The organism is Flavobacterium saccharophilum, assembly GCF_900142735.1.
Lineage (GTDB): Bacteria > Bacteroidota > Bacteroidia > Flavobacteriales > Flavobacteriaceae > Flavobacterium > Flavobacterium saccharophilum.
Genome location: NZ_FRBY01000001.1, coordinates 239,407 through 261,783 on the forward strand (window position 1 = coordinate 239,407; position 22,377 = coordinate 261,783).

20 protein-coding genes are annotated in these 22,377 nt (G+C 35.3%); 10 read left to right on the plus strand and 10 right to left on the minus strand.

Annotated elements, in window-relative coordinates; translation table 11 throughout:
* Positions 1 to 28: 28 nt before the first annotated feature.
* Positions 29 to 484, minus strand: coding sequence for a DinB family protein (locus BUA98_RS01055; RefSeq protein WP_072969818.1), 456 nt, complete (start codon positions 482 to 484; stop codon positions 29 to 31).
* A 76-nt stretch (positions 485 to 560) separates the two neighbouring features.
* Here BUA98_RS01055 and BUA98_RS01060 point away from each other — a divergent pair, with 76 nt between their 5' ends.
* The 5 genes from BUA98_RS01060 (at position 561) to nadD (ending at position 3,891) form a co-directional block, all read left to right on the plus strand.
* Positions 561 to 914, plus strand: a complete 354-nt coding sequence (locus tag BUA98_RS01060; protein ID WP_026983658.1) for an arsenate reductase family protein — start codon at positions 561 to 563, stop codon at positions 912 to 914.
* Positions 915 to 1,329: 415 nt separating this feature from the next.
* Positions 1,330 to 2,190 (plus strand): YicC/YloC family endoribonuclease, encoded by an 861-nt coding sequence (locus BUA98_RS01065; RefSeq protein WP_072969819.1) that lies wholly within the window; start codon positions 1,330 to 1,332, stop codon positions 2,188 to 2,190.
* Positions 2,191 to 2,282: 92 nt separating this feature from the next.
* Positions 2,283 to 2,855, plus strand: coding sequence for a guanylate kinase (gmk, locus tag BUA98_RS01070; RefSeq protein WP_072969820.1), 573 nt, complete (start codon positions 2,283 to 2,285; stop codon positions 2,853 to 2,855).
* A gap of 56 nt (positions 2,856 to 2,911) precedes the next feature.
* Complete coding sequence (locus BUA98_RS01075) at positions 2,912 to 3,277, plus strand: four helix bundle protein (RefSeq protein ID WP_072969821.1); 366 nt, start codon at positions 2,912 to 2,914, stop codon at positions 3,275 to 3,277.
* Positions 3,278 to 3,309: 32 nt separating this feature from the next.
* The gene (gene nadD / locus BUA98_RS01080) at positions 3,310 to 3,891 is read left to right on the plus strand and encodes a nicotinate (nicotinamide) nucleotide adenylyltransferase (RefSeq protein WP_072969822.1); all 582 of its coding nucleotides are present in this window, start codon (positions 3,310 to 3,312) and stop codon (positions 3,889 to 3,891) included.
* A 101-nt stretch (positions 3,892 to 3,992) separates the two neighbouring features.
* On the opposite strand, the gene BUA98_RS01085 is transcribed toward nadD, so the two are convergent.
* Positions 3,993 to 4,898 (minus strand): LysR family transcriptional regulator, encoded by a 906-nt coding sequence (locus tag BUA98_RS01085; RefSeq protein WP_072969823.1) that lies wholly within the window; start codon positions 4,896 to 4,898, stop codon positions 3,993 to 3,995.
* Between the two features lie 85 nt (positions 4,899 to 4,983).
* Here BUA98_RS01085 and BUA98_RS01090 point away from each other — a divergent pair, with 85 nt between their 5' ends.
* The 3 genes from BUA98_RS01090 (at position 4,984) to BUA98_RS01100 (ending at position 8,471) form a co-directional block, all read left to right on the plus strand.
* Entirely contained in the window at positions 4,984 to 5,748 is a 765-nt protein-coding gene (locus tag BUA98_RS01090) for a type 1 glutamine amidotransferase domain-containing protein (protein ID WP_208857968.1), read from the plus strand.
* 181 nt (positions 5,749 to 5,929) lie between these two features.
* The gene (locus BUA98_RS01095; RefSeq protein WP_072969824.1) at positions 5,930 to 7,087 is read left to right on the plus strand and encodes an iron-containing alcohol dehydrogenase; all 1,158 of its coding nucleotides are present in this window, start codon (positions 5,930 to 5,932) and stop codon (positions 7,085 to 7,087) included.
* A gap of 388 nt (positions 7,088 to 7,475) precedes the next feature.
* On the plus strand, positions 7,476 to 8,471 hold the full coding sequence (locus BUA98_RS01100) for an NAD(P)H-dependent glycerol-3-phosphate dehydrogenase (RefSeq protein WP_072969825.1): 996 nt from the start codon (positions 7,476 to 7,478) through the stop codon (positions 8,469 to 8,471).
* 154 nt (positions 8,472 to 8,625) lie between these two features.
* On the opposite strand, the gene BUA98_RS01105 is transcribed toward BUA98_RS01100, so the two are convergent.
* From BUA98_RS01105 to BUA98_RS01115, 3 genes are all read right to left on the minus strand, one after another.
* The gene (locus BUA98_RS01105) at positions 8,626 to 9,033 is read right to left on the minus strand and encodes a hypothetical protein (RefSeq protein WP_072969826.1); all 408 of its coding nucleotides are present in this window, start codon (positions 9,031 to 9,033) and stop codon (positions 8,626 to 8,628) included.
* 98 nt (positions 9,034 to 9,131) lie between these two features.
* Positions 9,132 to 10,151: a phenylalanine--tRNA ligase subunit alpha gene (gene pheS, locus BUA98_RS01110; protein ID WP_072969827.1), complete on the minus strand. Its 1,020-nt coding sequence runs from the start codon at positions 10,149 to 10,151 to the stop codon at positions 9,132 to 9,134.
* Positions 10,152 to 10,284: 133 nt separating this feature from the next.
* Positions 10,285 to 10,641: a hypothetical protein gene (locus BUA98_RS01115; protein WP_035681402.1), complete on the minus strand. Its 357-nt coding sequence runs from the start codon at positions 10,639 to 10,641 to the stop codon at positions 10,285 to 10,287.
* Positions 10,642 to 10,847: 206 nt separating this feature from the next.
* Between BUA98_RS01115 and BUA98_RS01120 the strand changes: the two genes are divergently transcribed.
* Positions 10,848 to 11,399, plus strand: a complete 552-nt coding sequence (locus BUA98_RS01120; RefSeq protein WP_072969828.1) for a CvpA family protein — start codon at positions 10,848 to 10,850, stop codon at positions 11,397 to 11,399.
* A gap of 538 nt (positions 11,400 to 11,937) precedes the next feature.
* On the opposite strand, the gene BUA98_RS01125 is transcribed toward BUA98_RS01120, so the two are convergent.
* A complete protein-coding gene (locus BUA98_RS01125; RefSeq protein WP_072969829.1) occupies positions 11,938 to 14,346 on the minus strand; it encodes a glycoside hydrolase family 95 protein in 2,409 nt (802 codons plus the stop codon).
* A gap of 79 nt (positions 14,347 to 14,425) precedes the next feature.
* On the opposite strand from BUA98_RS01125, the gene BUA98_RS01130 reads away from it, so the two are divergent.
* A complete protein-coding gene (locus BUA98_RS01130; RefSeq protein ID WP_072969830.1) occupies positions 14,426 to 14,677 on the plus strand; it encodes a hypothetical protein in 252 nt (83 codons plus the stop codon).
* 102 nt (positions 14,678 to 14,779) lie between these two features.
* Here the strand turns inward: BUA98_RS01130 and BUA98_RS01135 are convergent, their stop codons facing one another.
* The 4 genes from BUA98_RS01135 to BUA98_RS01150 all read right to left on the minus strand — a co-directional run bounded on the left by BUA98_RS01135 (position 14,780) and on the right by BUA98_RS01150 (position 22,371).
* Positions 14,780 to 16,729: a sialate O-acetylesterase gene (locus BUA98_RS01135; protein ID WP_072969831.1), complete on the minus strand. Its 1,950-nt coding sequence runs from the start codon at positions 16,727 to 16,729 to the stop codon at positions 14,780 to 14,782.
* A gap of 137 nt (positions 16,730 to 16,866) precedes the next feature.
* Complete coding sequence (locus BUA98_RS01140; RefSeq protein WP_072969832.1) at positions 16,867 to 18,375, minus strand: cellulase family glycosylhydrolase; 1,509 nt, start codon at positions 18,373 to 18,375, stop codon at positions 16,867 to 16,869.
* 135 nt (positions 18,376 to 18,510) lie between these two features.
* The gene (locus tag BUA98_RS01145) at positions 18,511 to 20,754 is read right to left on the minus strand and encodes a glycoside hydrolase family 3 C-terminal domain-containing protein (protein ID WP_072969833.1); all 2,244 of its coding nucleotides are present in this window, start codon (positions 20,752 to 20,754) and stop codon (positions 18,511 to 18,513) included.
* A 39-nt stretch (positions 20,755 to 20,793) separates the two neighbouring features.
* Positions 20,794 to 22,371, minus strand: a complete 1,578-nt coding sequence (locus BUA98_RS01150; RefSeq protein WP_072969834.1) for a GH39 family glycosyl hydrolase — start codon at positions 22,369 to 22,371, stop codon at positions 20,794 to 20,796.
* Positions 22,372 to 22,377 lie beyond the last annotated feature (6 nt).

Sequence of the window (22,377 nt, forward strand, 5' to 3'; positions counted from 1 at the left end):
TAAATCCCGCCTTGAGCGGGATTCCTTTTTATACAAACTTTCTAATACTCATTACAATTCCGGTGTGAATTCCTTCGTGATAATTATTGAACTCTAAAGCTCCGTCAATATTCCTTAACGTGTAACCCATACTTGTAGTATATTCTGTGTAGTTTTGAAAAATGCCATCGGCAAAATCTTTCTGCACCTGATCTAAAGTTGAGGAAAGCAAAGCTCTGACTTCATCTACTTCTGCCTGCGAGACATCTCCTTCCGGCTTGGTTCCTTTTTTGTATTTGTTTATAAATTCTTCAGAAACCTTCATTGGCAAACCTGATAATTTATAGACTAAAACTTGCTGCGTAGATACACAATGTGCAATATTCCAAATCAAATTATTGCTAAATCCCGCCGGGATTTTGTTTAACTGTTCTAGTGAATGGCCGTCTAAAATCTTCAATAGAATTTCTCTAATGGTTTTTTGTACTTCAAAAACTGAATTCATAGTTGTAATTTTTTTCTAAAATTAGGCATTTTTCAGTTTCAAATGAATTTTCTTTGTAGTCACTAAATTTAAAATCATGAACAAAATATATTACTTAGCTTCTTGTGACACCTGTAGAAAAATCATTAAAGGCTTACCGGCGAATCATAACCTGGAGTTTCATGACATCAGACAAAATCCGATTACCGAAGCGGAATTGGAAGAAATGCATAAACTTGCTGGCAGTTACGAAGCGTTATTCAGTAAAAAAGCACAGTTGTATAAATCTATGGATTTGAAAAACAAATCGTTGACTGAGGCCGATTTTAAAAAATACATTCTGGAACATTATACTTTCCTGAGCCGTCCGGTTTTTATTATTGATGGTAAAATTTATATCGGCAACAGCCAGCCTGTTACTTTGCAAGCTATGAAAGCTTTGGAAAAATAATACCTGACAGTTCTTAAAGAAACGGTACGCGCGTTAGGGATTACTTCACTCCACTTTTATTTTATTTTAGTGTTCAGTGAACTTCGTTTGCAGCGGAAATCCTTTTTTTGAGCTTTTTCTGCTCAAAAAAAGATTGGAGCGGATAGCCCGGCCCGGAGGGAACGCCCAAAAACTAAATCTTACTCTAAAAGTTAACCACAAATTACTCAAATTTTCACAAATTATAATTTATAATAAATTGAATTAGACAAATTCTTTTTCAAATAATTTGCGAAGTTTAAACGTTTCAAATCTGTGAAAATTTGTGAAATTTGCGGTAAAAAAAACATAAACCCTTTCTCCTGTTCACAGATTACCATTTTACCACTCAACACAGCAAACTTTTAATTATCTTTGCGCCTTTATACTCAATTATATGATACAATCTATGACAGGGTTTGGCAAAGCTTCTTTGCAATTGCCTACAAAAAAAATTACGGTCGAAGTAAAATCCTTAAATAGTAAAGGTTTAGATTTAAACGTAAGAATGCCGTCGCTGTACCGCGAAATGGAATTAGGTTTAAGGACTCAAATCTCTACGAAACTTGAAAGAGGAAAAATTGATTTCGGAATTTACATTGAAAGTACTTCTGAACAAACTTCGACGAAAGTAAATGTTCCTGTTGTAAAAAATTACATTGCACAACTTAGAGAAGTTTACCCTGATGCTGATGAAACGGAGTTAATGAAAATGGCTGTTCGTATGCCTGATACATTAAAAACGGAGCGTGAAGAAATCGATGAAAACGATTGGGATCAGATTCAGGTTATCATTGAGGAAGCTCTTCAAAATATCTTAACTTTTAGAAAAGACGAAGGTGAATCTCTTGAAAAAGAATTTAATCTTAGAATTGGGAATATCCGTCAATACATGAACGACGCTTTGGCACTTGATCCGGAAAGAGTTCAGGCGATAAAAGATCGTTTGCAAACTGCTATTTCTGAATTGAAAGTGAACGTAGATGAAAATCGTTTCGAACAGGAATTGATTTACTACTTAGAGAAACTGGATATTACAGAAGAAAAAGTACGTTTAACCAATCACTTAGACTATTTCTTAGAAACGATTAAAGGAACTGAAGCTAATGGCCGTAAATTAGGTTTTATTACTCAGGAAATGGGTCGTGAAATCAATACGATGGGTTCAAAATCGAATCATGCTCAAATGCAGAAGCTGGTAGTGATGATGAAAGATGAATTGGAGAAGATTAAGGAACAGGTACTGAACGTACTTTAAAAAGCCGTAAGCTTTAAGCTATAAGCTTTAAGCAAAAAAACATAAAGTAATAAAGCTTAAAGCATACTGCCTAAAGCCTAAAGCATACCATAATGAACAAAGGAAAATTAATTGTTTTCTCGGCACCGTCCGGATCTGGAAAAACAACTATAGTAAGACATTTACTTGGGAAAGAAGATTTAAACTTAGAATTTTCGATCTCAGCGGCTTCACGCGACCCACGCGGAGAAGAAGAACACGGAAAAGATTATTATTTTATTTCGTTGGAACAATTCAAAAAACACATTAAAGCCGAAGATTTCCTGGAATGGGAAGAAGTGTACCGCGATAACTTTTACGGTACTTTAAAAGCGGAAATTGAAAGAATCTGGGCTTTAGGAAAAAATGTGATCTTTGATATTGATGTTGCTGGCGGATTGCGTATTAAACATAAATTCCCTGAACAAACGTTAGCCGTTTTCGTAAAACCACCAAGTGTAGATGAACTAAAACGCCGCTTAAAACAACGTTCTACTGAAAGCGATGATAAAATCAACATGCGAATCGCAAAAGCTTCTGTAGAATTGGCTACTGCTCCACAATTTGATACGATTATCAAAAACTACGATTTAGATACTGCCAAAGAAGAAGCTTATCAATTGGTAAAAGACTTTGTCTCTAAGTAATTAGTCATTTAGTTGTTAGTCCTTAGTCTGGGAAGAATTTAAATTATAAGATTTACATGAGTGTTATTAAATCGTACAAAGAATTATTTATTTGGCAAAAAGGAATAAAAATAGTTTTTCTGGTTTACAAACTCACAAAGAGTTTTCCTAAAGAAGAAATATACGCCTTAACAAGTCAATTAAAAAGGGCAAGCGTATCCATTCCTTCAAATATTGCAGAAGGTTTTGGACGCCAAACCGATAAATCATTTAACCATTTTTTGAATATTTCCAGAGGTTCTCTGAATGAAATAGAAACACAATTAATTATTGCAAAAGAATTAGAATTTATTTCTGACAATAATCTATTTAATGAGATTATGTTTTTGATCGAAGAAGAAAGCAAAATGATAGGTGCTTTTGCTAAAAATCTCAAAGACTAAGAACTAAGGACTAAGAACTAAGTACTCTAAAAATGAAAATAGGCCTTTATTTCGGAACGTATAATCCCATTCATGTTGGTCATTTGATTATTGCCAATCACATGGCTGAGTTTGCCGATTTAGATCAGGTTTGGATGGTGGTTACGCCTCATAATCCGTTAAAAAAGAAAGCGACTTTATTAGACGATCATCAAAGGCTTGAAATGGTTTTTCTGGCAACAGAAGATTATCCGAAAATAAAACCGTCTGATATCGAGTTTAAATTACCTCAGCCGAATTACACAGTGAACACTCTCGTTCATTTGCAGGAGAAATATCCAAATAATGAATTCTCCCTGATTATGGGGGAAGACAATTTGAAAACGCTTCACAAGTGGAAAAACTACGAAGTGATTTTAGATCATTACGAAATCTATGTTTATCCTCGTATTTCTGAAGAACCGGAAAATATTGAATTAAAATCGCATCCGAAGGTTCATATTATTGATGCACCTGTTGTGGAGATTTCTTCGACTTTTATTCGAAATAATATCAAGAAAGGGAAAAATATTCAGCCACTATTACCTCCAAAAGTTTGGGAATATATTGATCACAATAATTTTTATAAGAAATAAAAAAATGTTTGCCACAAATTCCACGAATTTCCACTAATTTTTTGATTGTAGATTTTAAAGTAATTCGCGAAAATTAGTGCAATTCGTGACTAAAAATATAACTACATCCTATTCCCAAAAAACAACTTTAATTCTTTAGAAATAGTATCAAAAAACGAGTTTAAGTTATTGTTCTTAGCACTCAACAAATACACATACTCCTCTGGAACGTGAAAACTATTCCACAACAGCTGCAATTTGTTTTCTTTGATATATTTTCTCGAATTACAATTCCAGGTGATGGCAATTCCGGTATTTCTGGATAACATTTCCAACATCTCAGATTCTGATGGAATAATATAATTAGGCACTATTGCCGGTCGTTTTTTATTGAAGGCATGAAGCCAAAACAATTTTACATGTGGAATTCGGGCGTCGTGACTGTACCATTTTTGATCATTGAGCCACTGCTCTATTTCTGTAGCATTATCTGATTTTAATTTTTGGCGAAAATCGGTTGTATCTAAATTTGTTGATCCAACTACGACCAGTTTAATCTTTCCGATGATTTCATAGATCGTATCAAACGTGTCAAACTTTTTAGTTACTACCGCAAAATCAATTTTTTTAGCATCAACCAGAGAAAAAAGAACATCGTCTTCAGCGAAAGTAAAATCTATAAGATCAAATTTTGAAATTAAAGTACTTCCAAAACTATTAAACAAATCTTTTGAAACTCCAACTGAAATTAATCGCTTAGAATCTTCGGCTTTAGCCCTAAAACCGCTTTCAACATTTTCTAATCTGTCGAGTGCATCAATAATTAAATTATTGAGTAACTTAGCGTATTCGGTTGCTTCAACCCCTTTTGACTTCCGATTGAATAATTTATAACCTACATGCGCTTCTAGCATTGATATCTGCTGACTTACTGCTGGTTGACTAATAAACAACTCTTTTGCAGCGACTGAAAAATTACCGTTTTTATAAACCGACTTAAAGGTTCTGTACCATTCCAGATTTACCATGATATAAATATATTTATTACAAACATAGTTTATTTTATTTTTACTAATATCACTTAAGCCGTAAATTTGATGAAAATTTAAAACTATGAAGAAAATAGCATTACTCGCAATTATAGCATTCACTGCCAGCAGCATAACTGCAACGGCTCAAAAATCAAATAAAAAAGGTATGAAAAAAGTATTATTTGTTGTTACCAGTAACGATAAACTGGGTAACACTGGAGAAAAAACCGGATTTTGGTCAGAAGAATTTGCTGCACCTTATTATGAACTATTAGATCAGGGCGTCGAAATTACGATAGCTTCTCCACTAGGAGGCCAGCCACCAATCGACCCAAAAAGTGCTGATCCGGCATCTGCAACAGAAGACACCAAACGTTTTGACGCAGATAAAACATTACAGGAAAAATTAAAAAACACGCACAAACTTTCTACTATTAATCAAAAGGATTATGATGCCGTTTTTTATCCTGGAGGTCACGGGCCGCTTTGGGATTTAGTCGAAGATCAAAACTCGATTGATTTAATCGAATCATTTTATACTCATAACAAACCGGTTGCATTTGTTTGTCACGCACCAGCCGTTTTGAAAAACGTAAAAGTAAATGGGGAATATTTAGTAAAAGGTAAAAAAGTTACCGGTTTCACTAATGAAGAAGAGGAGGCTGTTGGTTTAACTAAGGTCGTTCCATTCTTATTGGAAGATGCGCTTTCATCAAATGGAGGTAAATTCTCTAAAGGACCAAACTGGCAACCTTATGCTGTTGAAGACGGCCTTTTAATTACAGGACAAAATCCGGCATCATCAAAATTAGTGGCTGGAAAATTATTGCAAAAATTGGGTAAATAAGGGACTAAGGTTCTAAGTTACTAAGATGCTAAGGTTTTCCCGTTAGTAACTTAAAAACTAACCTCTTATTCATAACTAATAAAAATTTAAAATATAAAAAGGTTCTAAGATACTAAGTTGCTAAGGCAAAAAAACTTAGAACCTCAGAACCTTAGCACCTCAGAACCTTAAAAATAAAAACATGCTAAACTTCGAATTATATAATCCGACGAATTTAATCTTCGGAAAAGGACAAATTGAGAAACTTTCCACTTTAGTTCCACAAGGGGCTAAAATATTACTGGCTTATGGCGGTGGAAGTATTTTTAAAAATGGCATTCACGAACAGGTAATCAACAATCTAAAAGGTTTTGATATTGTGGAATTTGGCGGAATAGAACCAAATCCGCATTTCGAAACTTTAATGAAAGCCGTAGAAGTGATAAAAGCCAAAAAAATAGATTTTATTCTCGCAGTTGGAGGCGGATCTGTAATTGACGGTGTAAAATTTATTTCGGCAGCCGTAAATTTTGACGGAAATCCGATTGACATTTTACAAAAACGAATCTTGATCAAAGAAAATGCAGTACCATTTGGAACCGTATTGACTTTACCGGCAACAGGAAGCGAAATGAATTCCGGATCTGTGGTAACTATTGCCTCAACTCAGGAAAAACTAGCTTTTGGCGGTAGTGCCTTGTTTCCTAAATTCTCTATTTGTGATCCAACAGTTATTACTTCGTTACCAAAGAGACAATTACAAAATGGAGTTGTCGATGCGTACACACACGTAATGGAGCAATATTTAACCTATCCGCATGAAGGTTTTTTACAAGACAGAATTGCAGAAGGAATTTTGCAAACTTTAATTGAAGTTGGTCCTAAGGTTGTTGAGAACCCAGCTGATTATGCTTTGGCTTCAAACTTTATGTGGAGTTGTACGATGGCATTAAACGGATTAATTCAGAAAGGCGTACCACAAGATTGGGCAACCCATATGATTGGACACGAATTAACTGCTTTATACGGAATCGATCACGCAAGGACTTTGGCGATTATTGGCCCAAGTTTATACGAAGTGATGTTTGACACTAAAAAAGGAAAATTAGCGCAATACGGAAGAAGAATTTTCAACTTAACAGGTTCTGATCATGAAGTAGCTAAAGAAGCGATCAATAAAACGGTTGAATTTTTCCATACAATGGGCATGGACACTAAACTTTCGCAATACACTAACGATTATCAGGAAACAGCTGATTTTATTGTAAAACGTTTTGATGAAAGAAACTGGAAAGGTCTAGGCGAGAATCAATTGGTAACTCTAGATAAAGTAAAATCTATTGTTGAATTAAGCTACTAAAGAAATAAATTCCAACATTTTAAATTCCAAATTCCAATACTCTTTGCTGTATCATTGGAATTTGGAATTTATTTTTTGGAATTTAAATTTCAGAAAATTGGAATTTGAGTTTAGCAAAAAAGGCGTTCTTAAAATATTTAGGAACGCCTTTTTAAAATACTAAAACAAAACTAACTAACTCATTTTTTGCTAAACTCATTAAATTCTAATTTATAACTACTTAAAACGTAATGATATCAACTTTATTGTATTAGTGATGAAAATATTTTTAATATTTTTTTTAATAAGTTGAAAACCCCAGCAATTAAAGGTCAATTATAAATTTCTTAAATGAGATTTTGTGTTATTACTACTTTATTAAGTACTTTTGCTTCAAATTATTAAAATAATGAGCGAAAATTTAAAATTTGCAGTAATTGGAGGAGGTAGTTGGGCAACAGCAATTGCAAAAATGCTTTGCGTCAATCTTTCCGAAATTGCATGGTATATGCGTAATGACGCTGCAATAGAGCACATTCAAAAATACAAACACAATCCTAACTATTTAAGTTCGGTAGAATTTGATACCAAAAAACTTAAATTGACCAACAATATCAACGAAGCAATTGAATATGCAGATTATGTAATTTTTGCAATTCCTTCTGCTTTTTTAGATGCGGAATTGAAAAACATGACCGTTTCTTTAGCTGATAAAATTATTTTCTCAGCGATCAAAGGAATTGTTCCTGAAACAAGTTTAATTGTTGGAGAACATTTCCATATTCAATACGATATTCCATATTACAATATTGGCGTTATTACAGGTCCTTGTCATGCTGAAGAAGTAGCTTTAGAAAGACTTTCTTATTTGACCATCGCCTGCGGTGATCCGGACAAGGCTTCTATCGTTGCAAAATCGCTTTCAGGAAATTATATTAAAGCAAAAATTTCTGATGATATTATTGGAACGGAGTACGCAGCAATGCTTAAAAACATTTATGCAATCGCTGCCGGAATCGCGCATGGTTTAGGTTATGGAGATAATTTCCAATCGGTTATGATGAGCAACGGAATCCGTGAGATGAAAAAATTCATCAGAAAGGTTCACAAAATGAAACGTAACATCAATGATTCGGCTTATTTGGGCGATTTATTGGTTACAGGATACTCGGTCTTTTCAAGAAACAGAATGTTCGGAAACATGATCGGTAAAGGTTACACCGTAAAAAGTGCCATGATGGAAATGAGCATGGTTGCAGAAGGTTATTACGCCACCAAAAGTGCTTATAAACTAAATCAGGGTTACGGTGCCAAAACACCTATTATTGATGCTGTTTATGCTGTTTTATACGAAGGAAAGGATGCTAAGACTGTGTTTAAGAAATTGACGGAGTCTTTGGATTAGTTTTTTTCTTAGAAGAAAGAAGCAAGAGACAAGAGAATAGATTTTCTACTGCACGAACATAAAAAAAAAGAGTCAAGACTAATTCAATTTCGTCCTGACTCTTTTTTTTATTCTAAAGTCTATCTCTTGCCTCTTGCTTCTTACCTCTAGCTTCTTATTTCACCATAACCCCCTCAACAAACAAAATCGGTACCTCTTCAGTATCATTTTCGTTGATAAGGTTTGATTTGAAGATGAATTTCTTGTCGTACAAAGTGTTTCCGATGAAGAAAGTCACCATGAATTCGTTATTTAAAACCAAAAGGCTTTTTTCTATCATTTCGATTTTAACGACAGAAACAGCTGGAACCTCAACAAAGGCGTGACGTAAAACAGAGGTTTTTTTCATTTCGCCATCTATTGTTCCAAATGCTTTTGAAACAACCATAACGCTGTCTAAATTAAAATCACTATCATTGACCAGATAAGCGTACCACACTTTTTCCATAAAATCGTCACTCCATTCCTGAACAGCGGCAAGGAATACGTTTTCTACTTCTGGGATTGTTATATCTTTTTTCATATTAGTCAAAATTTTAAAAATCAAAAGTCATAAAGCCGAAAGTCTAAAGCCATTATGTTGAGACTTTAGACTTTCGACTTTATGACCTTACGACTAAATTATATATTTGCTTTAAATTGCTCTAAGAAACGAACGTCATTTTCGTAAAACATACGAATATCTCCAATTTGATAAAGCAACATCGCTATACGCTCTACTCCCATTCCGAAAGCAAAACCATTAAATTCATCAGGATTGATGTCACAGTTTTTAAGAACATTTGGATCTACCATTCCGCAACCACCAATTTCTAACCAGCCCGTTCCTTTTGTAATACGGTAATCGGTTTCTGTTTTTAGACCCCAATAAATATCAATTTCGGCACTTGGCTCTGTAAATGGAAAGTATGATGGACGTAAACGAATCTTAGATTTTCCGAACATTTCTTTAGTAAAATAAAGCAATGTTTGTTTCAGATCAGCAAAAGAAACATCTTTATCAATATACAAACCTTCAACCTGATGAAAAATACAGTGTGAACGCGACGAAATAGCTTCGTTACGAAACACACGTCCCGGAGAAATAGTACGAATAGGCGGTTTGTGATTTTCCATATAACGCACCTGAACAGATGATGTATGCGTACGTAACAATACGTCAGGATTTGTCTGAATGAAAAATGTATCCTGCATATCACGCGCAGGATGGTATTCCGGCAAGTTCAACGCAGTAAAATTATGCCAGTCGTCTTCGATTTCCGGACCTTCAGAAACATTAAAGCCAATATTGGCAAAAATATCTATAATTTGATTTTTTACAATAGAAATAGGATGACGCGAACCAATGATTACAGGTTCAGCAGATCTGGTTAAATCACCAAATATACCTTTCGTCTCCTGTTTGCTTTCCAGCTCTTCCTGAATAACTCTTACTTTTTCTTCAGCAACAGTTTTTAAAGTATTTATTACCTGTCCAAAATCTTTTTTCTGGTCATTCGGAATATTTTTAAACTCTGTAAAAAGTTCTTTTAATAACCCTTTACTACCTAAATATTTAATTCGGAACTGCTCTAAAGATTCTTTATTTTTATCATTAAAGGCTTTGGCTTCCTCTATATGCTGTTTTATCTTGTCTATCATTTTCCTTCAATAATTGAGAATACAAATTTAAGTAAAAAAGTGAGATGTTAAAGGTTAGAAGTTATAAGTATTTCTACACTTCTGTTACATTTTTCTATAAAATCTAAAATCTGTATTCTATAATCTAAAATTTTTAATCAATAAGTTCTCTTTCCAAAAAATAATTTACAATCGCTTCTTTCATCAAAACCGATTGTTCACCTGCTTTTAGTGGTGGTAACTCTTCTTTTACTTTGTAATGCGGCCATCCTTCAGCATCGAAAAAATCGAATTCATAAAACCCGTAAGGTTCTAATAATCGGCAAATGGCGATGTGCATTAAGTTTAATTTTTCATCTTTTTTAAATTCACGATGCACTTTTCCGAGTTCCTGAACTCCGATTAAGTAAATAATGGCATCTAAATCTAAGTCTTCACCTTGTGAAAACTGATTGGATAGTATATCGACGAGCTTTTCCCAACGCTCTTTTAATTGTGTATCTCTGGACATTTTTTATAATTGTGAATTATGAATTGTGAATTGTGAATTCAAAAACCATAAAATTTAGTTTGCAAAGATACGGACTTCAAATCCAATGACCTTAAAAAATAAAACATCAGAAAATAAAAACCTTTGTCCCTTTGCATCTATGAACCTCTGAGCCTCAAAAAACAGATAATTCTTTTATATTTGCGCCTCAATAAAACGATAGATATATGAGTTTTTTCGATATGATTTTTGGGGCACTTTTGGCTTTTAGTTTGTACAAAGGCTTTAAAAATGGGCTTTTTGTAGAAGTTGCTTCTTTCATTTCATTATTGCTGGGAATTTACATCGCGATTAAATTTTCTTCATTGATGAAAGAAATAATCATGAAATATGTTTCCTGGAATCCAAACACCATTCAGGTTACGGCTTTTATTTTGACTTTTATTTTAGTGGTAATTGGCGTTTATTTTTTAGCCAAAATCCTTACCGGAATTGCCGATTTCGCTTTTCTGGGATTACCAAATAAACTAGGAGGAGCTTTTTTTAGAGTTTTGAAAACCATCTTGATTATGAGTGTTTTTATTGCTCTTTTTGAGAAAATAAACTTCGACAATACTTTTGCTAAAAAAGAAACTTTAGATAAATCTATTTTTTACAATCCGGTAAAAAAAGTGGCCGCTTTTGTGTATCCTTCTATTGAGAAATGGTATGAATCTTTTAAAGAAGAACATGCTAAAGATTCTGAGAAAAAATCCACCCAAACTTCTGAAAAAGAATAATTAAGTCCCAGAGGGACAACATATTTATAGAAATTTACGAATACAGTTGGCAGAAACCCCTGTGGGGTGATCTATTTATAGAAATATGTAAATGCAGTAGGACAACAACCCCGGCGGAGTGATATTTTTAAATGTTGATAATATATATGTCGCTCCGCTGGAGCTTTATTTACGATATCACGCTAATTGCTATAAACATATCGCTCCGCTGGAGCTCAGTAACAACAAAACCTAACAGGTTTTAAAAACCTATTAGGTTTGATAAAGATTACATCCAGAATTATTTTACCAGTTCACTGTTGGCAGAAACCCCAGCGGGGTAACATATTTATAGAAATATGTAAATGCAGTAGGACAACAACCCCAGCGGGGTGATATTTTTAAATGTTGATAATATATATGTCGCTCCGCTGGAGCTTTATTTCCGTTAATATTCTAATTGCTATAAACATATCGCTCCGCTGGAGCTCAGTAACAACAAAACCTAACAGGTTTTAAAAACCTGTTAGGTTTGACAAAGATTGCGTTTAGAATTATTTTACCAGTTCACTTCTAGTTTTTCTCCCTTTTTCAATGTGATATCTTGCTTTTTATCACCGCTTATTAAAGTTGTTTTTCCTCCATTTTTAGAAATTATCGTAACTTTTTTAAGTAATTTATTTTCCCACGACATTTCAATTTCAAATCCTCCTCTTGCACAAATTCCTTTTACAGAACCCGTTTCCCAGGCATCTGGTAAGGCGGGCAATAATCGAATTTCGTTTTCATCAGATTGTACCAACATTTCTGCAACGGCCGCGGCTCCACCAAAATTTCCGTCAATTTGAAATGGCGGATGTGCATCAAATAAATTCGGATACGTTCCTCCTCCTCTTCTTGGTTTTTCGGTTTTCTTTCCGTCCGGATCGACATAACGAAGCAATTCTCTGTACATTTTATAAGCACGATTTCCGTCCCAAAGTCTTGCCCAAAGATTAATTCTCCAGCCTTTTGACCAGCCGGTGGTTTCATCGCCTTTTATTTCGAGTGTTTTTCTGGATGCTGCAGCTAAATCTGGTGTTTTCTCAGGTGTGATTTGATCACCAGGAAAAAGTCCGAACAATTGCGATTGATGACGATGTTTAGGATCTTCATCATTCCAGTCGAAATACCATTCTTGTAAATTTCCTTTTTTACCAACTTGATACGGATAAAATTTAGAAAGCGCTGTTTCGAGTTTTGTTCTGAAAGCAGTATCAATATTTAAAACTTTTGAAGCTTTAATGGTTTTATCAAAACATTCTCTGATCATGGTCAAATCTGCGGTTCCGCCGTACATTGTCGCTCCAATATAGCCGTCTGGTGCAATAAATTTGTTTTCAGGAGAAGTTGATGGAGATGTAATCAGTTTTCCGTTTTTATCTGTAATCATCCAGCCCAGAAAGAATTCAGATGCGCCTTTCATGATTGGATAACCTTCATTTTTCAGGTAATTTTTGTCTTGGGTAAAAACATAATGTTCCCAAATATGTGTACTCAGCCAGGCACCAGATAACGGCCAGCAAGCCCAGCTTGGATCTTCTTTTCCAAATTGGCCAACCGGATTTGTCATTGCCCAAATATCAGAATTGTGTGCCGAAGCCCAACCTTCGTTTACGCCATAAAAGGTCTTTGCTGTTACTTTTCCGGTTACTGCAAGGTTTTTTATAAAGGATAAAAGAGGTAAATGCATTTCTGAAAGATTGGTGTTTTCGGCCAGCCAATAATTCTCTTCTACATTGATATTCATAGTGTAATTACTACTCCATGGCGGATTTAAATGCGGATTCCAAATTCCTTGTAAATTTGCCGGAACACCCATTGTTCTTGAACTGCTGATCAATAAATAACGTCCAAAATTGAAATACAAAATCTCTAAATTTTTATCTTCTTTTCCTTCTGAGTATCGAAGTAATCTTTCATCTGTTGGCAAATCCGGAGCAGTTGTTTTTCCTAAATCCAGATTGACACGATTGTAGAACTTTTGATAATCTGTAGTATGTGATTCTTTCAATTTATCGAATGGTTTTGCAAATGCCTTGTTCAAATTTTGCGATGCAATTGCGATATCGTCTAAACCTTCTGTTGCAGGATTTTTATCAAAACCATTAAAACTTGTTGCCACAGAAACATAGATAATAGCTTCTGTTGCGTCTTTTAAACTTATAGATTCTCTCGAACTTGTAATTTTCCCGTCCGTTTTTTTGATTTGGACTAACGTGGTAAATCGTGTTCCTCTTTCTTTTACACCCTGATATTTTGGTAAAACAGTATATCCCGGGTTTTCATGAATTGGCGCAGCACCTCTCATTACCAGAATATTATTTCGAACTTCAACATTTGATTTTAATAAACTCTTTAAATTAATGTCAAAATTTAAAGCTCCTTTTTGATCAGTTGTCAATTTGATTACCATAATTTGATCCGGAGCCGAGACAAAATATTCACGGGTATATTTTATGCCGGCCATTTCGTAACTTATTTTTGATATTGCGTTCGAAATATCCAGTTCCCGACGATAATTTACCGCTTTCCCTTTTTCAGCATTATTGATTTCTAAAGTTCCTAAAGGCGCAAAAGATTCGGAGTTTTTACCCTGAACTTTTTTGTTTAATTCGTCGGCTAGTTTGTAATTTTCATTTTTTAAAGCTTCGCGGATTGCCGGAATATTTTTGTAGGCTTCCGGATTCATTTTAGCATTTACGGGTTCGCCTGACCAAAGAGTGGCATCGTTCAGATAGATTTTATCTGAATTGGCTCCTCCAAAAACAGTTGCACCCATTTTTCCGTTTCCTAAAACAAGGCTTTCCTCAAAAAATTCAGCGGGTTGATTGTACCATAAAACATGGTTGGATTGTGCGTTTCCCTTTGTATAGAAAAATGTGACTAGTAAAATGAAAAATGTTTTTTTTGTGAGGTTTGCGTTCATTTTTATTGCGTTTAAAATATGTCGCTCCTACGGAGCTTTATTCTGATATCGACTTTTTTAATCAACGGATTAACATCCGTTGCTACCAATATTTCGTTCCTATGGAACTATTTATGATGATGTTCACTTTTTATCAACGGATTTACATCCGTTGCTACCAACATTTCGTTCCTATGGAACTATTTATGGTGATGTTCATTTTTTACCAACGGATTTACATCCGTTGCTACCGATATTTCGTTCCTATGGAACTATTTTCGATTATAATATACGTTTAATCAATTATAAAAATGATATTTTCTTGTTTACCGCTCACCCGCGTGAGGGATAGAGCTAAGCTACCGCAGTAGCAGCGAAAGCCCGACAGCAATATAAAAAGGGGCGACTAAGCGGTGCTAAAGTCAGCCCCTTTTTATATTGGTGGCACGCCCAACTATTTACTAACCTTATACTTCTCGTTTGCCGTAATCATTTCCCAATTATCGGTTCTGAAAGGTGATGCCGGGAACTTTTCTTTGTTAAAAAGATTGATTTCGGTATCGTCATCTGCCCAACCGTAGTGAACGGCAACCGGATTTGGAACATTTTCGCTTGAAACGATTATTTTATTGTCTTTAATTATCGCTTTCGCGGAATGAAAAACTTTGTCTGCACCTGCGATTTCGAAGCCTTTTACGTTTTGGGAATTATCAGAAGCTGACAATCCACTTCCTATATTATCGAAAGTCAGGATGATTTGGTTTCCTTTTATTTCCTGAGATTTATAAGTTGGCCCACTATAAACTTGTTTTTTACCGTAAACATTGTTTAAGGCAATTGCTGCCAAACGCAATCCGACATCTTGTTTGTTGGTTGGGTGAATGTCTTTTGCGTTTCCAATATCTGTGGTTACGGCCATTCCTGTGTTTTTCAATTTTAAAGTTTCCGATTGTGCTTCGCGAAGTTCTGCCCAACGGCTTCCGACTTTACTGTTTCCTTTGAATTCATCAAAAGTGGATAATTGAACGAAGTAAAAAGGAAAATCGCCCTGATTGAATTTTGGTCTCCAATCGCTGATCATTAACGGAAATGCTTTTTTGTATTGATTGGCTCTCCAAACATTAGCTTCGCCCTGATACCATAAAACGCCTTCGATCGCATACGGAACGAGCGGATTTACCATGGCATTGTAGAGTAATGATGGATAACTGTTTGGTGATAATGATGTTTTTACGACAATTACTTTGAATTTCCATTTTCCGTCAAGCGGAATTGTTTTGCTGCCTAAAGTCAGTTTTAAATCGGCTGCGTCTCCGTAGATTCCGCCGCCGCCGCTGTTATCAACGATTCTTACGGCAATAACATTTTGTCCTTCTTTCAGGACATTTGCCGGAACTTCGTACACACGTTTGAAATCCCATTGGCTATTTTTGCCGACTTCAATTCCGTTTACGTATGTAATATCTTCATCGTCGATTTTTGAAAGGCTTAAAACGGCTTTATTTTTAATATCTTCTGCTGAAAGTGTAATGGTTTTTCGCATCCAGACAATTCCGTCTAAATCACCCAAAGGCTGATTTTCCCATAAACTTGGCGTATTTAATTCGCCCCAATTTGAATCGTTGAATGTTGGGTCTTTGAAAGTATTTTCGTTTTCTGTACTTACTGGAGTTCCCTGAATTTTTTCGACTCTTTCTTTCATTTGTCTGGCGTACAATTTTGAAATAGAATCGATATTTAATGTTGGAACATCGGCAATCATGGTTTTGAAATCTTCACTTTTTTGAAAAGCTTCGCGGCTTGTCCAGGTTTCAACATTGGTTCCTCCCCATGAAGTATTGATGATTCCGATTGGAATTTTTAATTCGGCATATAATTTTTTGGCGAAATAATAACCAACAGCTGTAAAATTACCAACTGTTTCTTTGCTTGAAACTTCCCATTTACCGGCTTTTAAATCATCTTTTGGTTTTCCACTTAAATCCTGTGCTACTCCGAAATGACGAATCATAGGGTAATTGGAATCGGCTATTTCTTTTTCGGCGTTCACGGTCTTTGATACCTGAAATTCCATATTGGATTGTCCGCTGCAAATCCATACTTCACCAACTAAAACATCTTTTATGATGATTTTGTTTTTTCCTGTGATGCTTAATTCAAAAGGTCCTCCGGCTTTTTCAGCAGACAAACGAACCATCCATTTTCCGTTTTTATCGGCAACTATGGTTTTGGTTTGTTTGTTGAAATGAACTTCGACTTTTTCATTGGCATCAGCCCAACCCCAAACTGGGATTTCTTTGTTGCGTTGTAAAACCATTCCGTCCGCGAACAGCAATGGCATTTTGACATTGGCATTTGTAATTATGCTTACCAGTACTAAAATAAAGGCTGTATATTTTTTCATTTTCTTTATCTTGAAATTTAACTTAAAAATTTAACCGCAAAGGCCGCAATGAATTACGCAAAGTTCGCAAAGCTTTGCGATTATTGTGCTGGCTTTGCGAACTTTGCGGTTCAATCTATATCTCAAATATATACTTTTTATTCCAATCCTTCAATCAGGGCATTCAGTGCCTGAGTATCAAAAACAGTATTATCAGCTCTATTAAAAATTCCAAAACCATTGTTACCCATGCTTCCTTCATCCCAGTAAAAAGGCAATAGACCATTTGCTTTGGCTTGTTTCACTACTGTTTTTAGGTAATACGCTCTTGAAGCTAAATGCAAAGTCAGGGCATCACCCGTAAGAGTTGTACGTCTAATAGCGCCAAATTCTCCTAACAAAACCGGAATTCCCTTATCAACAAATTGAGTTTTCATTAATTTGAAGTTTTTCTCTAAATCAGCTTCTTCGCCCCAGGTTGGGTTTCGTTCTGTATCAGTTGCGGAATGAAAACCAGCTCCCCAATAATAGAACATTTTACCCCAGGATTCGTCTTTTGTCATTCCTGCAAAATTCCATGGCGTATAATAATGAACTTCAACCATCATTTTATTTACCACTTTATCAGTAGGCAAGTTCAACATCAGTTTGTTGGTTTTTTCAATATCAGTTGATGGTCCCTGAATTACTAAAGTACGGTGCGCATTTTTTCCTCCGGTTGAACGAACGGCATCAATAAAAGTTTGATGGTACGATGTCAAAACTGCCATTTGTGCTGCATCTTCAACTGCTGGTTCATTAGCGCTTGCGAATAATACATGCTCATCAAATCCGCGTAAAGTTGTCGCAATTTGTTCCCAAAAAGCTTTTTGTTTGGCATTATTTTCTTCCTTTTTGGCTTCGGTAATATTGTTTTCCAGCCAACCGCCGTCCCAATGAATATTTATCAAAACATACATATCATTGTCTACGCAATACTGAACAACTTCTTTAACTCGGTTTAACCAATCTGCTTTTATTTTTGCTGTCGCCGTATTTTCTAAATATTGATTCCATGAACACGGAATTCTAATCGCATTAAAACCTTTTGCTTTCACCGCATCAATCAAAGCTTTTGTGATTTTTGGATTTCCCCATGCCGTTTCTCCACCAGTCGCTTCCATGGTATTCCCAATGTTCCATCCTAATTTTATTTTGGCAGCCAACTGAACCGCAGTACTACTCATTCCGGTTGCGTCTGCAGCAATTGGTGCTGTATTATAACTTGGGTAAATTCCTGTTTTTGCTGCCTGGGAAACGTTTACTTGTACTGATGCTACTTCACTTGAACTGATTGTAATTACCGCGGTTCTTGCCATAGAGCTAGTGTTTTCTGAAGCCGTAACTGTAATTGTTGTTCTGCCCGATACACCGGTAACCGGAGTAAAGGTCAACCAGTTTGCCTCTGATGCTGCAACCGACCAATTTGTGGCATTTGCTGTAACAATGAATTCTGAAGTACTTGCCGCACTCTGAAAATCAATTTTATTGATATCAACCGTAAGTATTTTTGCAATCGGACCCGGATTATCAGGAGTAGCTTCTTTATCAGCACTACACGCTAAAATACTTATCCAGGATAAACACAAAATCGTGTTTAACAGGTAAACTTTTATTAGTCTGTTCATTTTATGTGGTTTTATAGTTAGTTAAGTGGTTTGCTATTATTATTCTAAAAATCATTAAATGCATTTGAGGAAATAACTTTTCAAGTACCACTTGTCGTTAGCTATTAAAACACACACAATTAATGTGAAATCTATTTATTTGATCGTTATCGCAATTTCTTTTTTGATATCTCTTGAAGAATTACCCACTTTCAAAGTGTATTTTCCAGCTTCTACAACCCATTTTTTTGATGCCACATCATAGTAAGCCAATTCTTTTACAGGAAGTGTAATAGTTACTGTTTCAGAGTTACCCGCTTTTACTAATACTTTTTTGAATCCTTTTAATTCTTTTGAAGCACGGCTTACTTTTGAATCTGATTTGGAAGCATATAATTGAACAACTTCTTTTCCATCTACTTTTCCTGTGTTTTTTACGTCAACAGAAACGGAGATAGTTTCATTTTCAGCATAAGAAGTTTTATTTGCTTTAGCATTTTCAAAAGCAAAAGTGGTGTATGATAATCCGTAACCAAAAGGATATAACGGTGCGATATTTTTAGTATCAAACCAACGGTATCCTATCAGAATTCCTTCAGCATAATTAACGGTTTTTCCGCCTGGGAAACTTTTTGTTGCGTGTGCTGGAGAATCCATAATGTTTACAGGCATTGTCCAAGGTAATTTTCCTGACGGATTTACTTTTCCTAAGATCACATCTGCTAATGCGTTTCCTCCTTCAGAACCATTGAACCAACTCCACACCAAAGCCGAAGTATTTTTACTTACCTCATTAATATCAAAAGGAGCTCCGGCAATCATGACAACAATTGTTCTCGGATTTACGGCTTGTACTTTTTTAATTAATTCTTCTTGTCCGAAAGGCAATTTTAAAGTTCGACGATCAGAAGCTTCTGTTTCGTAATCACGATTTGAACCCGCAAAAATGATCGCAACATCAGATTTTTTCGCAGCCTCAACCGCTTCGTTTACTTTTGCAGGATCTAATGCGTCAATTGTTACAGGACCATTTAAAGTAATATCTCCTAATTTTCCTTTATTTTTTTCATCATAACGCTCTAAATATCCTTCAGCATAATTAATTTTAACTGATGATGGTAATCTGTTTTTCAAACCTTCAAGAGGTGTAATTTCTCTTTTTGTTTTAACACCTGCACCAAATCCGCCTAAAGCATTTTTCTTGGTTGCATTGTTTCCAATTACAGCGATAGATTTTACTCCGTCTAATTTTAAAGGCAATGCATTGTTTTCATTTTTCAATAAAACAATTGCTTCTGTTGCAATTTTGTAGGCATCCTGATAATGTGCTTCTGTAGAAATACTTCCTTTTACACGATTTTTACTGTCTGGGCCCATAGCTTTGACCTGAAATAAGGTGCGTAAAATTCTTTTTACGTGAATATCAATTTCTGCTTCAGACACTTCTCCTGCTTTTGCTGCAGCAACTAACTTATCAGCAAGGAAAAATTCATTGAAAGGTTTTGGTGTTCCCATTTCAATATCCAAACCACTTTTTAAAGATTTAGCTGTTGAATGTACCGCAGCCCAATCTGAAACTACAATTCCTTTAAAGCCCCACTCATCACGCAGAATTTTATTCAGCATATAATCATTTTCACATAAGTACTCACCTCTGAATTTATTGTAAGCTCCCATAATTCCATAGGCATGTCCTTCTTTTACAGCCGCTTCAAATGCTGGTAAATAAATTTCACGAAGTGTACGTTCGTCAATTTGTACATCAACAAAATCACGATTCGTTTCCTGATTATTCGCTGCAAAGTGTTTAACGCAAGCCATTACATCATTGTCTTGTAAACCAACAACTAAAGGCACTGCAATCTTTTTATTCAAAAACGGATCTTCACTCATGTATTCATACGTTCTTCCGCCAAGTGGTGTTCTCACCATATTAATGGCCGGTGAGAGCAACATGTCCTTATCACGTGCGCGCATTTCCTGTCCAAGACTGTTCCCGAAGGTATAAGCCATTTCAGCATCCCAGGTTGCAGCCAATGCTCCTCCTGCCGGATAATAAGTTGCAAAATCATTGGTTAAACCGGCTGGAGCCCAATTGTCACGCGAAATTTCTTCACGAACTCCTAATGGTCCATCGGCCATTTTTAATTCCGGAATACCTAAACGTTCAACGGCACCGGTACTGAACATACTGTTTCCGTGTAACATTCCGATTTTTTCCTCCAATGTCATTTGAGAAACCAATTTATCTATTTCTTCATCGTGTTCAGAACCGATCTCTTTTCCCTGGTGCTTTTCTGTCTGTACTGCATTAGAATCTGATGACTGTACGTCTTTTTTACAAGAAGCAAACAACCCAAAAGCTACTGCTGCTGACAGGTATATTATTTTGTTTTTCATACTTGGTAATTTATTTTATACTTTGTGGTTTTTAATAGTTTATTGCTTTACGAAATTGAATAAAACAACATCATTTTCGTTAATTTTAAAATCTTTACGGTAGGTACCTTTTGAATCAATTATTACTTTTTCAATTGCAATTGGAGCTCCATTATTATGTTCTTTTATTTTCTTTACCTGATCAATAGTAAGCTGATTTGGCTTATTCATTGCTAAATAATCGGCGTAAGCATCATTTGATTTATAGCCCACTTTATAAATCTCCAAATTGTATTTTCCTTTTTGAAGTCCGTCTACTTCAATTTTTACTGTTCCTTTTGACTGAGACGGTAAATCCTGAACATAATACGTTTGATTCCAAACCTTATCACCGGGATGTGTATTGGTAAAATCCCAAAATAAAACCTGAACATCTCCTTTTGCATTTTTAGCCGCCCATGAAGAAGTGTCTTTATTTTGAAGTTCTGTTTCTCCCAGTTTATTCAGAAGAGAATAAGAAAAGTAAGCCGGTTTTTTAATTCCCTGTGTATTTAATAATCCGAAACCTCCGTGAAAAGGGGTGAATCTTGGCCCTGGTTCTTCAAAAATATCAGTGAAAACCCAGTATGACATTGAGTTTGCCGCGTTACCAACTTGTTTTAATTTCTGCAAAATATAAGCTGCCGAATGATAGCTGTCGTGAATAGGATCTGCCGGAGTATAAGAAGAACTCCATTCTGTATAATGCAATTCTAATTTTGGCTTAGCCGAATTTGAAATTTGATTGCGAGATTTGATTACATCACCGCTTATACTGGAATCATCTTTGCTTAAAACCGTTCCCGAAGTTCCAAATTCATCTAAATAACCTTGATTTACTCCATAAGTATGTGTCGAAATAAAATCTAACGGTACATTATTTTTAACACAAAAATCAATTGTTTCCGGAACCCAGCCCGCTCCTGCTGTTGCAGGTCCGCCCACTTTGTAAGCTGGATTTACTGCTTTTATACCTCGTGCTGCATATTCATACAGTTTGAAATATTCTGCCTGCGTTCCCGTCCAGAAACCTGGCGTTAAATTAGGTTCGTTCCAAACTTCAAAATACCATGTTTTTACTTCTTCGTCTCCGTAACGTTCTTTGAAATGCTGCGTTAGGTTGCGAATTAAATCTTCCCATTTTTTATAATCTTTTGGAGGGGTTACGTTTCCTTTCCACCAAAAAATAGTTTCTTTTCCACTGGCCAAAGCCTCTGGCATAAAACCTAATTCAACAAAAGGTTTCATTTTAATGCTCAGAAGAAAATCATACAAAACATCGATATATTGGTAATTGTATTCCGGATTTCCTTTTGCATCTTCACGGTAAACTGCCATATCATCAGACAATAAACCATGCATTCTGATGTATTTAAAGTCACATTCTTTTTTGGTCATTGCCAATTGTTGTTGCCAATCGGCACGCAAACCTTCATTGGCTCTTCCGGCACCAATACATTCTTTGAACATCGTATTTAATGCTCCTGAAGTTTTGTTATAATCAACTTTTATGATTCTGTTTTCAGCGTTATTTTGTCCAAACAATTGAATATTGATTAGACAAAATAAAGTGGATAGTAGTATTAAATTGCTTTTCATCATAAT

Coding starts and splice junctions, on each gene's coding strand:
- BUA98_RS01055 (WP_072969818.1), bottom strand. CDS start 484: ATGAATTCAGTTTTTGAAGTACAAAAAACCATTAGAGAAATTCTATTG.
- BUA98_RS01060 (WP_026983658.1), top strand. CDS start 561: ATGAACAAAATATATTACTTAGCTTCTTGTGACACCTGTAGAAAAATC.
- BUA98_RS01065 (WP_072969819.1), top strand. CDS start 1,330: ATGATACAATCTATGACAGGGTTTGGCAAAGCTTCTTTGCAATTGCCT.
- gmk (WP_072969820.1), top strand. CDS start 2,283: ATGAACAAAGGAAAATTAATTGTTTTCTCGGCACCGTCCGGATCTGGA.
- BUA98_RS01075 (WP_072969821.1), top strand. CDS start 2,912: ATGAGTGTTATTAAATCGTACAAAGAATTATTTATTTGGCAAAAAGGA.
- nadD (WP_072969822.1), top strand. CDS start 3,310: ATGAAAATAGGCCTTTATTTCGGAACGTATAATCCCATTCATGTTGGT.
- BUA98_RS01085 (WP_072969823.1), bottom strand. CDS start 4,898: ATGGTAAATCTGGAATGGTACAGAACCTTTAAGTCGGTTTATAAAAAC.
- BUA98_RS01090 (WP_208857968.1), top strand. CDS start 4,984: ATGAAGAAAATAGCATTACTCGCAATTATAGCATTCACTGCCAGCAGC.
- BUA98_RS01095 (WP_072969824.1), top strand. CDS start 5,930: ATGCTAAACTTCGAATTATATAATCCGACGAATTTAATCTTCGGAAAA.
- BUA98_RS01100 (WP_072969825.1), top strand. CDS start 7,476: ATGAGCGAAAATTTAAAATTTGCAGTAATTGGAGGAGGTAGTTGGGCA.
- BUA98_RS01105 (WP_072969826.1), bottom strand. CDS start 9,033: ATGAAAAAAGATATAACAATCCCAGAAGTAGAAAACGTATTCCTTGCC.
- pheS (WP_072969827.1), bottom strand. CDS start 10,151: ATGATAGACAAGATAAAACAGCATATAGAGGAAGCCAAAGCCTTTAAT.
- BUA98_RS01115 (WP_035681402.1), bottom strand. CDS start 10,641: ATGTCCAGAGATACACAATTAAAAGAGCGTTGGGAAAAGCTCGTCGAT.
- BUA98_RS01120 (WP_072969828.1), top strand. CDS start 10,848: ATGAGTTTTTTCGATATGATTTTTGGGGCACTTTTGGCTTTTAGTTTG.
- BUA98_RS01125 (WP_072969829.1), bottom strand. CDS start 14,346: ATGAACGCAAACCTCACAAAAAAAACATTTTTCATTTTACTAGTCACA.
- BUA98_RS01135 (WP_072969831.1), bottom strand. CDS start 16,729: ATGAAAAAATATACAGCCTTTATTTTAGTACTGGTAAGCATAATTACA.
- BUA98_RS01140 (WP_072969832.1), bottom strand. CDS start 18,375: ATGAACAGACTAATAAAAGTTTACCTGTTAAACACGATTTTGTGTTTA.
- BUA98_RS01145 (WP_072969833.1), bottom strand. CDS start 20,754: ATGAAAAACAAAATAATATACCTGTCAGCAGCAGTAGCTTTTGGGTTG.
- BUA98_RS01150 (WP_072969834.1), bottom strand. CDS start 22,371: ATGAAAAGCAATTTAATACTACTATCCACTTTATTTTGTCTAATCAAT.